This window comes from Thermanaerosceptrum fracticalcis (genome assembly GCF_000746025.2).
GTDB lineage: Bacteria > Bacillota > Peptococcia > DRI-13 > DRI-13 > Thermanaerosceptrum > Thermanaerosceptrum fracticalcis.
In genome coordinates this window covers 3,002,878-3,015,713 of the sequence record NZ_CP045798.1, presented here as the reverse complement: position 1 = coordinate 3,015,713, position 12,836 = coordinate 3,002,878, and the positions used below count along the sequence as shown (strand labels likewise).

The following is a 12,836-nucleotide window of genomic DNA, read 5'->3' as shown; positions in this document are numbered from 1 at the left end:
TAATGAATACCAGTGCTATAATCATGTTTCTCATAGGTGCAATCATGTTGTGGGGCGGGCTGGCAGTTTGCCTGACTATAGCCCTTAAAAACAAATAGATGAAGAAAAAACTACTACCTGTATCCAGGTAGTAGTCAGTGTTTCCGCTTAATGGATTCTTTTTTTACCGATCCTAAGTACAAGACCTGCGATCATTTCCTTTTCTTCCGGGGTTGCTTCGTCCCACATCTCTTTCATCAGAGCTTCTTCGGGTGTATCAGGTTTTACAAACTTCTGCATCAGATTACCAAGGCTGATCATGCCTTTAACCATTAATTCATCGGAAACACCATGTTTCTGCCCATCGCGGATGGTCTCCGCAAGTTCATGAGGAAAATCTTCTAAATATCCTTTTTCCATAGCAGCACCTCCTATTTTATTTTTACCCCGTTTCCTCACAAACTATCCCGTAAATATTGATAAATTCTATTTAGGATAGTTTTGTACTAGCAAATACTTTTTGCTATAATCAGGAATATAAACTATAGGAGGTGTACGCATTATGTCTAAAAAATGGCAGTGTACCGTTTGTAATTACATATATGATCCGGCAGAGGGCGATCCGGTGGGGGGCATCGAACCAGGGACAAGCTTTAATGATTTACCTGATGACTGGGCCTGCCCTGAATGCGGTGTTGGTAAAGAACTGTTTGAGGAAATATAACCACTTTTCGAGGAATACCAAAAGGTATTCCTCTATATTTTTCTCTTCTCAATCCATTATTTGGTTTTCAATCACTACCATCTCTGTTAACAAATGAAAGGGTGTATTCTGGTTAATCTCTTCTATCCATTGGACAATATCTTCCGGTAACCCCTGCTGGCTTATCAATGAAAACAACCCCTTTAGCTTTACTCTATTTTTAAGTATGATTACTTCTCTTTCCTCGACAAAATTTCCTTTAAAGACCGTGAAACAACCTCCCTCTTGTCCTAATTCTGCGATTTCTAACATATCATGTAACCCCTCCTTCCACCAAATCATATGATAGGGTAGACGAATTGGTTTACTCTATTTTAAGGAGGGATATTATGCAAGACATCAATTCCCAATGGTTTTTTAACTGTACTCCCGTGATTATGGAAAAGGTTTGTGCGACGGGTAGAAAATGCTTCCACGATATTCACTATTTATTCGAAACAGAAACAGGATTGCCCATACCAGCGGACGCATGTCCTATCAACTGTGTAGTAAGCAACTTAATCATCTTCGGTGTTTGTTCAGAACCTCTGCCCAAGGGAGTATTCCCCCCCCGCAGAGTGGGAGGATGCGTATTCTTTACTGTCCAGTACCGGGTTCGCGTATGGTTTGAATTCTTCGATCCTGTAACCAATACTACGGAGGTTGGCGTAGCCAGCGCTGTTTTTGACAGAGAACTGGCTGTACCCATCAAGGATGTGGACGGTGGCTGCGTCCTTTGCAATCCCGAAGCAACGGAATTGTGTATCAGGAGATTACACCTGGATTGCATCCGTGCCGTCGTTGTGCCAAGACCGCAAGGATTCCCCCACACCTTCCCGCCCTTTGCCATTGAGGTTACGGTAGAAAAAGAATTTTTCGTTATGGAATCCGGCCGCTCCATTGTTTGTATTCCCACCTGCTTCAAAGACTGCATCGACTTACCTTTCCCCGTCTTCCCCGGTCAATGTATTCCTTTTGAACGTGAGCCCAAATGCGAAAGCTTCTGTGAAGAAACAGACCTGGAGCCCGGGCGCTGCGCCCAGTGCCCACCCCCGCAGCCTTAAACCGTAATTTAAGAAAACCGCTGTGCGGCTTCGTTAACCGTTAACCGTAAACAGTTTTACTTAAAATAAAAAAGGGACTTACCAGAGCCTATAACTTCTGATATATGAGCAAACACAACGTACCTAAAGATAACCGCTGGGGATTAATTTCCCCAGTTTTTATTTTTTCATTAACCTCTCTCACCTTTGTCACATAAAATAGCTTAGGTATATGGAGGTGTTAGTTATGATTAAAATTTTGCAAAAGGATTTTACTTTACCCCTGCCTACTAAGCACTTAAAGATCATGGGAATTCGCGTGGAAACCGGCCCCAATCCCCACATAGAGATAAACAAACAACAGCTTACAGTAAGGGATAACTGGAATATCCAACTTGTCTGTACTCCTCTGGGGGAAAAAGACTATATTGTGAATCCTACCCTGATGGAATACCAGGTAGAGTGGGTAGACACTTTGGATTTTACCGAAGAACTAAGGGAATCTTCCGTAAATTACAAAAAAAAGCCCCGCAGTATCGCCAGCTGTATTCAGGAGAGCCGGGACTATAAAGCTACTTTATACTTAACCATGGAAATAGTCATTGAAATAGAAGCCAGCTTTTGCAAGAACACACCCCAAGATTCCAGAGCTGTTCCTCCCCGAGTTGAAGCACCTCCCAAACCTTCTGCAATCTCTCCCAAGCCCCAACTTCCTCCGGAGCCTCTTTCGGTTTATGTAACAGGAGACCAGCTTAAGATTTTCGAAGAAAGACTGAGTAAATTGGAAAAGCAGGTTCAGGAGTTATTATCCTTCAAGGATTCTGCCGGAACCCCATTACATGATGATAAAAAACCAGAGTCTTCTGTTAAAGCATGCAAAATGTCGGGGAAGATCATCGATGCTTTCCGCTTAACCCCTGTAGCCAAAGGAATCATAGAGTTTACCTTGTCGGGTCAGGAAGAACCTGTATATAAAATTGCAGCTGATGAACGGGGGGTTTACTCCCTGGAAATCGAACCCGGCGTGTATGATATTAAAGTAAAACATCCCCGCTATTTGCTTCTTTCTCTTAGAAACTATGCCTTAAAAGAGACGGATGAAAAAGTACAGGATTTCATGTTGCGACGTGCTTGAAAGGAGGTAAGTAACAGTTACAGATTAATTGAACAAAAGTAAATAAAAAACAATAATCCATTGACATCGAACAAGTGTTCTAATTAGAATAATGGCAAGGGGTGGTGTCAATGGAAAAGATGCTAACATCTCATCAGGCAGCAAAGCTATTAAACGTATGGCCTCACACGTTGCGCCGCCGGGAAAGAGAAGGGAAATTAAAACCATTGCGCACACCCGGCGGTCACAGGCGTTATAAAGAATCGCAGATAATGGCTTTGATTGGTGAAGAGATAACTGTCATTGAAAGCGAGGTGGCTGCCGGTGAAAACGACAGCGATGGGAGTAATCCTTGAACTCACCGAAACCCAGCAAGCCTACCTCGATAACCTCATGGCCCGTTACTGTGCAGCAGTCAGGTGGAGCTTTAAAAGATTACTGGAAGGCAAAGGAATCCAGGACATCCGCCAAGGCGTGCAAGTCAAGTATAACCTCAACTCCCGGCAGGCTAACGATGCGGTGTATGATGCCCAAAGCACCATCAAAAGCCAACATCAATTGGTAAAATTACACTACGCCAATACTCTGGCCAAAGTAGAATTTACCCAAAAGCGAATAGCCAAAGCCAAATCGTCCAGGAAAAAAGCCAACCTGCAAAAACGGCTGGCGAAAGAACAAAGAAAGCTGTCATACTGGCAAAAACATCTGGAAGCCAAGACCTTTCCGGCAGTTGTTTTCGGCGGCAAAAAACTGTTTCTGGAAAGATGTAAAGGCAATATCACCCGGAAAGAATGGCAGGAAGCAAGAAGCAACCGTTACCTGTCCCGGGGAGACAAGACCAAGGGCGGCAACTTGAACACTCGCTTATACGAAGTTGATGGTCAAATCTATCTTGATATAGCAGCGGAACAGGTGCAGACGGAGAAAACTGTCAGATATAACCGGATTACAGCGCCGGTCTACCTGGCCCATAAACCCTCAAAAAAGACGGGTAAAATTAACGGACGGAACTACCGGCAGATGGTAGTGGATTATCTAAAAACAGGCGCTGCCTATCAAATAGAAATAATCCGTAAGGACGGCAGGTACTATATTCATGTCACCATCGAAGAAGATATTCCGGTTCCCTATCATGCCCACAGTGTTGTTGGGGTAGATACCAACCCTGACGGCTTAGGGGTGGCTCTGACAGACTACCTGGGGCAGTACCGTGGCAGTCAGTGGTTAAGACAGGGAGAATGGACTTATGCCGGAAGCAACCGGAGGGATAACCTTATTGGAGAAACGGTAAAGAAAGTAGTGGCTCTGGCAAAGGAAACAGGCAGCGCCCTGGTGACAGAGGACTTAAAGCTTAAACACGACAAGTCCGTAACGGCCAAATTTAACCGTATGAGTCACGGTTTTGTCTGGTCAAAATTTTTGGCAGATGCAGAACGGAGGGCTTTGAGGGAAGGAGTGCCGGTGTTCAAAGTAAAACCGGCCTTTACCTCGGTAATAGGAATTCTGAAATACCAGCACCAGTACGGGTTATCAAACCACCAGGCAGCAGCCTTGGTGATAGCCCGGAGGGGTCTGGGTCATGTTTCAGAAAGAGTTCCCAAATTACTGGCAGACAGGTTTATCAAAGCAAAAGAAGGCTTTAGAAAGCTAAATAACTGGCAGCAGTGGTCTGCTGTCAAGAAAGCAATATTAAAACATCTAAAGAAGAAAGGGGTGAACAGCCTGGTTTCCTGGCATGTTCACCGGAAAGAACTGTTAGGTGTAGGGTAAAACCCTATTCTCATAAGTTTGCGTTATGGCAGCAGTACACGCTGTGAAAGGCTGCTGTCATAAGTTAACTACCGAGGCAAGGGTAACACCCTTTCTGGGCAGGACGGACCCGGCACTCAATGGAACAAGAGTATTCTTCGCAGAAGGGGATCTTAAAAGTCACAACTGCTTTTAGAAATATGCTGATAAAATTGAGTACCGGGACGGCGGTGAACCGCAAGGCAAACCACCCGGAACATAAGCGAGAGCTTATGGCCTGGCAGTTGAATCCTGTGACACTGCCTCTCGTTAGTCGACGGGAGAGAAAACTAAATGAATCTGGATTATCCTGTATAAATCAGATATGTTTAGCTTTCAGAAACCAGGTCTATTATGGGAACAACCGAAATGCTGCAAAGAGCCTTAACTTATGAGGAAGCCTTGCTGAGAAACTACCAGACTTATGCGGCCCAGGCAAGCAGCACCGAGATCGGTACACTATTTCAGGAATTGGCCCAAGATAAAGCGGCACAAATTGAGCGTCTCAAGGCCATGTTCAATCGTTATTGTAAAACTTGAGGGTCTAATAACAAACGTCCCAAGTTATGGGAGAAGAGTGTGTCGCCAAAGTAAATGCCATGCATGCATCTTAAATTTTATAATATCTGGGGAACTAAACCGTGAGAGGTCAGAATCAACACATGTGCCTAATGCCCTTTTGTGACATTAGCCAGTGTTTAATCTGACCTCTCTTTATTTTTACAACGTTTCAATTCCTTACACTTGCTTTCGACAGTGCGTAGGCACAAAAATCGCCGCCATCCCAGGCGGGTCAAAGCTTTGAAACACTTGTGGATAACTTCGCGTATGTCTACAATTTTTTAGTCATTCGAGGGGCAATGTGCCATATTCTCGGGGGTTCATCAATTTTGAGAGCTGAAAAAAATACCGTTCTGTTCCTCGGTTGTTTCAGTCCTTTGCCATACCCGTCCGTCTACCGATTCGTATTCAATCAGATGCATTTTTTCTAACTCCATCCGCAGGCTTCGCCAGGTCTGTTTAGTTTCCACTTCGGCCAGACGGACTAACAACAGGGCTAACCAGCAGAGAAGGACATGAGCTTTAATGCGTTCATCCTTGCGGTGGTAGACAGGACGAAGGTCTAACGTCGTTTTCAGGGTTCGGAACGCGGCTTCAACATCCATAAGCTGTTTGTATCCTAGTGCAATGTCTTCTGCAGAAAGGGTATCGTCAGAGGTACGGATCAAATATTTCCCGTCCAGTCGCTCTGCTTCTTTTACTGCCTGACGATCAATTTTCAGGTTACCGCGCTTATCCATCTTTAGGTAACGTTTGTAGACTTGGTGGCTGTAAAGTCGGCAGTGGGCCTTGGTATGGGCCTCACCGTTCAGGTCTTTTAATTTAGCCAGTTCCTGGGTCAATTTTTCCAGGTGTTTCTCGCGGGTAGCCGCGTCCCGTTTAGCTTCTGCCGGGTTACGGACCAAAACATAACGCACCCGGGCTTCACCGTCGCCAATTACGATTTCTTTAACCTCCAGATTATCACGAATCGTCTTAAACCGACCGGGGTGAGCTAAAGCTGCCTCTACTGTAGGTTTACCTGCCAACATCTTTTCTCCGGCAATGTAGTGGCCACCAGCTTGCTGTAAGATGCGCAAGTTCTCTTCAGAGGAAAAACCCCGGTCAACCACCGTGACCACACGGCCTAGTTTCCAGTCGATTAGATCTTTCTTCACCTCTGGGATTACAGTCATGTCAGAAGTGTTACCTGGCCAGACCCAGCAGCGAATAGGAATGCCGTTTCTGGTTACGGCCAGACCAATCACAATCTGGGGTAAATCAGCACGGTGATCCTTAGAATGGCCTAAACTGCGGAGTTGATCATCTTCCCAGTCATCCATCTCAAAATAAGTGGAGGTGGTATCAAAAAACAGCAAGTCAACCTCCAGATTAAACAGATCGGCTGCCGCATTGAAAACCTCACGCTGGATTGCTCCTTCAGACTCCAGGAGAAAATCCATGGCCCGATAACAGTGCTGAACCTCGAGGTTATCTAACTGAGGAATAACCACCTGTCCAGGAACCCAATCTTCAAAGGCCAGTTTACTGGAGGGAGCTAACGCCCGATTAGCCACCATCGCGAAAATAGCCCGTTCAACCGGGATACGAAACTGCCGATCATCCATCCGTTTAATCAGGATCGTATCAATGCCAATTTTCTTCCAGAGCTGATCTAGAAACCAGGCCCCACCCAGGGGGCGGCTAGACTTAAACTTTAGAGGTGGAGCAGAGGGTTCACTGTTTACGGGAGGTTCATCACCTAAGAAACGGTGAATGCTGGCTGCCAACCGGCGGAGAACATCCATATCCAATTCGTCCATCCGGCCAAAATTATAAAGCACCTTGGCTTGTGGCTGGCCTGACTTGGGATTACGGATGTTATGGGCGAGCTGGACATATTTGGTAACAGTATTATCTTTGTTTTTTCGGGTAGTTGTGCGTATATACATGCCTACATTTTACCACAATACCAAAACTATCTCAATAAATATAAGCATGTATACAAAGTTATCCACAAAAACGTGTGCCTACAAGAGTTTGAATTTTTGCCTTGTGGATAACTCGTGAAACCCTTATATTTCAAGGATTCTTATTTCGGATAAATGCCTAAATACGAGAAAAACTGTCGAACCCGAGTTACAGACAGGATAAAAAAAGCGCGACCAAGGTCGCGCGCTCTTTGGTTCCTATAACTCATATTTAATACCATGCACACCTAAGTATTCTTTTGGGCGCATCTCACCGCCACAAACCTCACAACTAAACCTTGGTGGAACTGAAATATCTCCGTCATCCATCATATCGCAGTAATCCACCACTTCCTTCGGAATGTCTTCTTCTATGTTACACTGCAAACAAACAAATTTGATGGTTGCCTTGCCGCCTACTTTAGGCGGCTTTTTCTTTGCGTGTTTCTTTCTTTTTCTGCTTACTGGGCTCATCTATTCCTGCCAACTCCTTTAGTCTTTTTTTAGCAAAGTCATCTACGGCATCAACAACTTTCAATATCCCTGATTTTAGACACACTTTCCCCTTGTATTCCATTATCTCTTTACATCTCATACATTCTAACGGGTCTTTTCCTGTGAATTCTTCTATTTTATTTCTCCAGCCTATCCGTTGCTTTCCTCTTTGGCCGTTTTTCCTTCTTTTCTGCCTTCCCAGGTATGCTTCCATTAATTTGTCAGCCAATCTTTTACTCCTTCTGGAGTAAATTCCATAATACCGGATTGTTTTAAATTGCTCATCCGGTATATGCCTTATTATCCGTGATATGAATTCTTCTACGGTGATGGTTTCTTGTTTTTCTTTTTGCTCTGTTTTATCAAAGTATTTAAAGGTTACATTTTCCCCGTCATAGTCTACAATTCTGCTTAACGCCATGGCAGGTCTTCTCATGTACCGCCCTATATATCCTACTTGGGCTTCTACTGACCCTTGTCCTTTTTTATTGGGCGGACCATAGATTACAAATCCTTCAGGGTTATCATCCCATATCTTTTGAAACAACTTCTTATATCGTTTAACTTCTTGTTCCGGCAGTTTTTTCTTCAACATCTCCATTACTGCCGCCTGCCACCTTTTCCTCAGCATTACATATGGGATAAAGTCTTTAACAACCCATTTCCCCGCTCCGTCAAAACCACCTTCAGTTACTAGGATATGTACATGGGGATTGAAGTTCATTCTTGCTCCAAAGGTATGTATTCCTACCATGGCGCCGGATTTGACTTTTCCTCTTTTCTTCAGCCATTCTAATAGTATTTTTACTGCCAGGTCCATTAGATCTTTCAAGAGTTCTCTATGACGGGTAAATATTTCCCACAAACGTTCGTCCACTGTAAACATGATGTGGCGATGAGGAACCGGATACATTCTTTTACTGGTTTCTCGACTCCATTCTTGGGTGTATCCGGTTGCGCACGATGTACAAAAACGTCCCTTACACGTGTGAGGAACTATTTTCATTTCTCCACATACCGGACATGCGAACAGAGTAAATCCTGCTTCTTTTTGTCCACATCGATTAAATTTATTGATTTCCTTTATCACAACAGGACGTATTCTGTCTTCGTATTTATTAACAAACTTTTCCCAATGCTTGTTCTCATCAAAAAATATCTCTCTTAAGATATTATCCTGGCCCATATGTTCTCACCTTTCTAACGACTACTTCCTGCTTTCGTTAAAAAATGAAAAAACCCTTGCTTAGCAAGGGCTGAGAACCACAAAAATTTTTATACTTTCCTATACGTTAAAAAAAGCGCGACCAAGGTCGCGCGCTCTTTGGTTCCTATAACTCATATTTAATACCATGCACACCTAAGTATTCTTTTGGGCGCATCTCACCGCCACAAACCTCACAACTAAACCTTGGTGGAACTGAAATATCTCCGTCATCCATCATATCGCAGTAATCCACCACTTCCTTCGGAATGTCTTCTTCTATGTTACACTGCAAACAAACAAATTTGATGGTTGCCTTGCCGCCTACTTTAGGCGGCTTTTTCTTTGCGTGTTTCTTTCTTTTTCTGCTTACTGGGCTCATCTATTCCTGCCAACTCCTTTAGTCTTTTTTTAGCAAAGTCATCTACGGCATCAACAACTTTCAATATCCCTGATTTTAGACACACTTTCCCCTTGTATTCCATTATCTCTTTACATCTCATACATTCTAACGGGTCTTTTCCTGTGAATTCTTCTATTTTATTTCTCCAGCCTATCCGTTGCTTTCCTCTTTGGCCGTTTTTCCTTCTTTTCTGCCTTCCCAGGTATGCTTCCATTAATTTGTCAGCCAATCTTTTACTCCTTCTGGAGTAAATTCCATAATACCGGATTGTTTTAAATTGCTCATCCGGTATATGCCTTATTATCCGTGATATGAATTCTTCTACGGTGATGGTTTCTTGTTTTTCTTTTTGCTCTGTTTTATCAAAGTATTTAAAGGTTACATTTTCCCCGTCATAGTCTACAATTCTGCTTAACGCCATGGCAGGTCTTCTCATGTACCGCCCTATATATCCTACTTGGGCTTCTACTGACCCTTGTCCTTTTTTATTGGGCGGACCATAGATTACAAATCCTTCAGGGTTATCATCCCATATCTTTTGAAACAACTTCTTATATCGTTTAACTTCTTGTTCCGGCAGTTTTTTCTTCAACATCTCCATTACTGCCGCCTGCCACCTTTTCCTCAGCATTACATATGGGATAAAGTCTTTAACAACCCATTTCCCCGCTCCGTCAAAACCACCTTCAGTTACTAGGATATGTACATGGGGATTGAAGTTCATTCTTGCTCCAAAGGTATGTATTCCTACCATGGCGCCGGATTTGACTTTTCCTCTTTTCTTCAGCCATTCTAATAGTATTTTTACTGCCAGGTCCATTAGATCTTTCAAGAGTTCTCTATGACGGGTAAATATTTCCCACAAACGTTCGTCCACTGTAAACATGATGTGGCGATGAGGAACCGGATACATTCTTTTACTGGTTTCTCGACTCCATTCTTGGGTGTATCCGGTTGCGCACGATGTACAAAAACGTCCCTTACACGTGTGAGGAACTATTTTCATTTCTCCACATACCGGACATGCGAACAGAGTAAATCCTGCTTCTTTTTGTCCACATCGATTAAATTTATTGATTTCCTTTATCACAACAGGACGTATTCTGTCTTCGTATTTATTAACAAACTTTTCCCAATGCTTGTTCTCATCAAAAAATATCTCTCTTAAGATATTATCCTGGCCCATATGTTCTCACCTTTCTAACGACTACTTCCTGCTTTCGTTAAAAAATGAAAAAACCCTTGCTTAGCAAGGGCTGAGAACCACAAAAATTTTTATACTTTCCTATACGTTAAAAATACAGGGCGCCGGGCAATATATTGCCCGGCGCCCTGTATTGCGGTCTCTAGCTAAGATTATTTTAGTAAGTATAGAAGCCTTTGCCGGTTTTTCTCCCCAGATGACCCGCCCTCACAAGTTTCCGCATGAGGGGACAGGGACGGTATTTGGAATCACCGAATTCGGCGTAGAGCGTTTCCATTACAAAGAGACATACATCAATCCCGATTAAGTCAGCCAGGGCCAGGGGCCCAATGGGATGATTGGCGCCCAGTTTCATGGCTGTGTCAATGTCCTCGGCGCTGGCTACGCCTTCCATCAGAATGTAGGCAGCCTCATTGATCATGGGAACTAAAATCCTGTTGACACAGAAACCAGGGGCTTCCTCGACGGCTACAGGCGTTTTACCCAGTTTAACGGTAAGCTCTTTGATGGTATTGAATGTCTCATCGGAGGTAGAGGCTCCTTTAATCAGTTCCACCAGTTTCATGACGGGAGCAGGGTTAAAGAAATGCATCCCCATCACTTTTTCCGGCCGTTTGGTAGCGGCTGCAATTTCACTGATGCTTAAAGCCGAAGTATTGGAAGCCAGTATGCACTCGGGTTTGCAGATTTGATCCAGAGCTTTGAAAATCTCTTTTTTCAGTTCCATTTTTTCAATGATGGCCTCAATCACCAGGTCAACATCTTCTGCCATCTGCAGATCGGTGGTCCCGGCAATTCTCCCCATGATTTCATCGAATTTTTCCTGGGTCAGTTGCCCTTTTTCCACACTTCTTGCCAGGTTTTTGCCGATGGTCTTTAAACCCTTGTCAACAAAACGGTCTTCAATATCTCTCAAAATCACTTCATATCCGGCCTGAGCCACTACCTGGGCAATCCCGGCACCCATGGTTCCTGCCCCTAAAACCATAATTTTCATAAACCTTATCTCCTCCTCTTTTGTTTATGTTATTTAATTAATTCTACCACGGTAGCCAGGGCCGGACCCCCGCCTACACAAAGAGAGGCTACACCAAACTTTCCGTTTCGCCGCTTCAGTTCATTTAATAAGGTAACCACAATACGGATACCGGTACAACCTACAGGGTGTCCCAGGGCGATTCCGGAACCGTTGGCATTGACCTTTTCCATGTCAAGTTTCAGTTCCCTGTTCACGGCAATAAACTGAGCTGCAAAAGCTTCATTGATTTCAAAGTAGTCAATTTCATCCATGGAGAGTCCTGCGTATTTCAGGGCTTTGGGAATGGCATAGGCGGGACCGATACCCATAATTTCCGGTTTAACCCCGTAAGAGGCCGTGGCCAGCAGACGGGCCACCGGCTTTATTCCCATGGCTTCTGCCTTCTCTTTGGCCATCAAGACAAGGGCAGCAGCGCCATCGTTCACACCAGAGGCATTACCAGCAGTCACGGTACCGTCTTTTTTAAAGGCAGGACGAAGTTTGGCCAGGCTTTCCAGGGTCACATCGGCCCGGGGATGTTCATCGGTGTCAAAAACAAAAGGTTTCTTATTCTTCATGACTTCCACGGGTACAATTTCATCTTTGAATTTACCTTCGGCAATAGCCTTTACGGCCCTTTGATGACTAAGGTAAGCCAATTCATCCTGTTCTTCACGGGAAATCCCGTACTGCTCCACCAGATTCTCAGCAGTAATCCCCATGTGATAGCCCATCATGGCACAGATCAGCCCGTCATGAAGCATGGAATCTTCAATGGCGCCATGGCCCATCCGGTACCCCTCCCTGGCTTTCAGTAAAAGATAAGGGGCCTGGGACATGCTTTCCGTACCAAAAGCAACACTGATATCGGATTTGCCCAACATGATTTGCTGGGAAGCAATTTCCAGGGCACGCATGGCCGAGCCGCACTGCTGGTCCACCGTTACCGCCGCAGCTACTTCGGGAATACCGGCTTTCAACTGCACCTGACGGGCCGGGTTGCCTTTAGCGCCCGCTTTGTAGATCATCCCAGCTACGACATCTTCTACATCCTTAGCTTCAATGCCTGCTTTGGCTAAAACCCCCTGTACGGCAATTACGCCAAGATCCACAGCCGATACATCTTTTAATGTCCCCAAGTAGTCACCAATGGCCGTCCTGACGCCGCTCACAATAACTACTTCGCGCAAAAAACCACCCCTCTTCAAATACCGCATGTATTAATCATGTATTAATATGTTGCAAGATTCGTGCCACCCTTTTAAATTGTTGTTATCCCCTACAGGACAGGGTATTCCGAAATTGACCAAAAGAGAAACGTCCAGATTATTAGACA

At 44.3% G+C, this 12,836-nt stretch carries 15 protein-coding genes and 1 pseudogene; 7 read left to right on the top strand and 9 right to left on the bottom strand.

Annotation, left to right across the window (positions count from 1 at the left end; translation table 11 throughout):
• Positions 1-2: 2 nt before the first annotated feature.
• Positions 3-98, top strand: coding sequence for a methionine/alanine import family NSS transporter small subunit (locus tag BR63_RS15370; RefSeq protein WP_153802133.1), 96 nt, complete (start codon positions 3-5; stop codon positions 96-98).
• A gap of 49 nt (positions 99-147) precedes the next feature.
• Here the strand turns inward: BR63_RS15370 and BR63_RS15365 are convergent, their stop codons facing one another.
• Complete coding sequence (locus BR63_RS15365; RefSeq protein ID WP_034423776.1) at positions 148-399, bottom strand: DUF3243 family protein; 252 nt, start codon at positions 397-399, stop codon at positions 148-150.
• Between the two features lie 142 nt (positions 400-541).
• Here BR63_RS15365 and rd point away from each other — a divergent pair, with 142 nt between their 5' ends.
• Positions 542-703 (top strand): rubredoxin, encoded by a 162-nt coding sequence (rd, locus tag BR63_RS15360; protein ID WP_081908231.1) that lies wholly within the window; start codon positions 542-544, stop codon positions 701-703.
• Between the two features lie 48 nt (positions 704-751).
• Here the strand turns inward: rd and BR63_RS15355 are convergent, their stop codons facing one another.
• On the bottom strand, positions 752-994 hold the full coding sequence (locus BR63_RS15355; protein ID WP_034423778.1) for a hypothetical protein: 243 nt from the start codon (positions 992-994) through the stop codon (positions 752-754).
• A gap of 77 nt (positions 995-1,071) precedes the next feature.
• Between BR63_RS15355 and BR63_RS15350 the strand changes: the two genes are divergently transcribed.
• The 5 genes from BR63_RS15350 (at position 1,072) to BR63_RS15330 (ending at position 5,206) form a co-directional block, all read left to right on the top strand.
• Complete coding sequence (locus tag BR63_RS15350) at positions 1,072-1,785, top strand: hypothetical protein (protein ID WP_034423780.1); 714 nt, start codon at positions 1,072-1,074, stop codon at positions 1,783-1,785.
• A gap of 226 nt (positions 1,786-2,011) precedes the next feature.
• The gene (locus tag BR63_RS15345) at positions 2,012-2,899 is read left to right on the top strand and encodes a hypothetical protein (protein ID WP_034423787.1); all 888 of its coding nucleotides are present in this window, start codon (positions 2,012-2,014) and stop codon (positions 2,897-2,899) included.
• Positions 2,900-3,009: 110 nt separating this feature from the next.
• Complete coding sequence (locus BR63_RS15340) at positions 3,010-3,234, top strand: MerR family transcriptional regulator (RefSeq protein ID WP_243270002.1); 225 nt, start codon at positions 3,010-3,012, stop codon at positions 3,232-3,234.
• A complete protein-coding gene (locus BR63_RS15335) occupies positions 3,203-4,648 on the top strand; it encodes an IS200/IS605 family accessory protein TnpB-related protein (protein ID WP_187142711.1) in 1,446 nt (481 codons plus the stop codon). Before BR63_RS15340 ends, BR63_RS15335 begins: the two co-directional genes overlap by 32 nt.
• A gap of 372 nt (positions 4,649-5,020) precedes the next feature.
• Positions 5,021-5,206: a hypothetical protein gene (locus BR63_RS15330; RefSeq protein WP_187142710.1), complete on the top strand. Its 186-nt coding sequence runs from the start codon at positions 5,021-5,023 to the stop codon at positions 5,204-5,206.
• Positions 5,207-5,498: 292 nt separating this feature from the next.
• Here the strand turns inward: BR63_RS15330 and BR63_RS15325 are convergent.
• From BR63_RS15325 to BR63_RS15295, 7 genes and pseudogenes are all read right to left on the bottom strand, one after another.
• Positions 5,499-7,158, bottom strand: a pseudogene (locus BR63_RS15325) (IS1634 family transposase).
• A 237-nt stretch (positions 7,159-7,395) separates the two neighbouring features.
• Complete coding sequence (locus BR63_RS15320) at positions 7,396-7,650, bottom strand: hypothetical protein (protein WP_243269976.1); 255 nt, start codon at positions 7,648-7,650, stop codon at positions 7,396-7,398.
• A complete protein-coding gene (locus BR63_RS15315) occupies positions 7,598-8,857 on the bottom strand; it encodes an IS91 family transposase (RefSeq protein WP_187142658.1) in 1,260 nt (419 codons plus the stop codon). The genes BR63_RS15320 and BR63_RS15315 overlap by 53 nt, the downstream gene beginning before the upstream one ends.
• Positions 8,858-9,002: 145 nt before the next feature.
• Positions 9,003-9,257, bottom strand: coding sequence for a hypothetical protein (locus tag BR63_RS15310; protein WP_243269976.1), 255 nt, complete (start codon positions 9,255-9,257; stop codon positions 9,003-9,005).
• The gene (locus tag BR63_RS15305; RefSeq protein WP_187142658.1) at positions 9,205-10,464 is read right to left on the bottom strand and encodes an IS91 family transposase; all 1,260 of its coding nucleotides are present in this window, start codon (positions 10,462-10,464) and stop codon (positions 9,205-9,207) included. Before BR63_RS15305 ends, BR63_RS15310 begins: the two co-directional genes overlap by 53 nt.
• Positions 10,465-10,639: 175 nt before the next feature.
• The gene (locus BR63_RS15300; protein WP_034423482.1) at positions 10,640-11,479 is read right to left on the bottom strand and encodes a 3-hydroxybutyryl-CoA dehydrogenase; all 840 of its coding nucleotides are present in this window, start codon (positions 11,477-11,479) and stop codon (positions 10,640-10,642) included.
• Positions 11,480-11,508: 29 nt separating this feature from the next.
• Complete coding sequence (locus BR63_RS15295; protein ID WP_034423477.1) at positions 11,509-12,690, bottom strand: thiolase family protein; 1,182 nt, start codon at positions 12,688-12,690, stop codon at positions 11,509-11,511.
• Between the last annotated feature and the right edge of the window lie 146 nt (positions 12,691-12,836).

Coding starts and splice junctions, on each gene's coding strand:
- BR63_RS15345 (WP_034423787.1), top strand. CDS start 2,012: ATGATTAAAATTTTGCAAAAGGATTTTACTTTACCCCTGCCTACTAAG.
- rd (WP_081908231.1), top strand. CDS start 542: ATGTCTAAAAAATGGCAGTGTACCGTTTGTAATTACATATATGATCCG.
- BR63_RS15310 (WP_243269976.1), bottom strand. CDS start 9,257: ATGAGCCCAGTAAGCAGAAAAAGAAAGAAACACGCAAAGAAAAAGCCG.
- BR63_RS15315 (WP_187142658.1), bottom strand. CDS start 8,857: ATGGGCCAGGATAATATCTTAAGAGAGATATTTTTTGATGAGAACAAG.
- BR63_RS15340 (WP_243270002.1), top strand. CDS start 3,010: ATGGAAAAGATGCTAACATCTCATCAGGCAGCAAAGCTATTAAACGTA.
- BR63_RS15300 (WP_034423482.1), bottom strand. CDS start 11,479: ATGAAAATTATGGTTTTAGGGGCAGGAACCATGGGTGCCGGGATTGCC.
- BR63_RS15365 (WP_034423776.1), bottom strand. CDS start 399: ATGGAAAAAGGATATTTAGAAGATTTTCCTCATGAACTTGCGGAGACC.
- BR63_RS15320 (WP_243269976.1), bottom strand. CDS start 7,650: ATGAGCCCAGTAAGCAGAAAAAGAAAGAAACACGCAAAGAAAAAGCCG.
- BR63_RS15355 (WP_034423778.1), bottom strand. CDS start 994: ATGTTAGAAATCGCAGAATTAGGACAAGAGGGAGGTTGTTTCACGGTC.
- BR63_RS15370 (WP_153802133.1), top strand. CDS start 3: ATGAATACCAGTGCTATAATCATGTTTCTCATAGGTGCAATCATGTTG.
- BR63_RS15350 (WP_034423780.1), top strand. CDS start 1,072: ATGCAAGACATCAATTCCCAATGGTTTTTTAACTGTACTCCCGTGATT.
- BR63_RS15330 (WP_187142710.1), top strand. CDS start 5,021: ATGGGAACAACCGAAATGCTGCAAAGAGCCTTAACTTATGAGGAAGCC.
- BR63_RS15305 (WP_187142658.1), bottom strand. CDS start 10,464: ATGGGCCAGGATAATATCTTAAGAGAGATATTTTTTGATGAGAACAAG.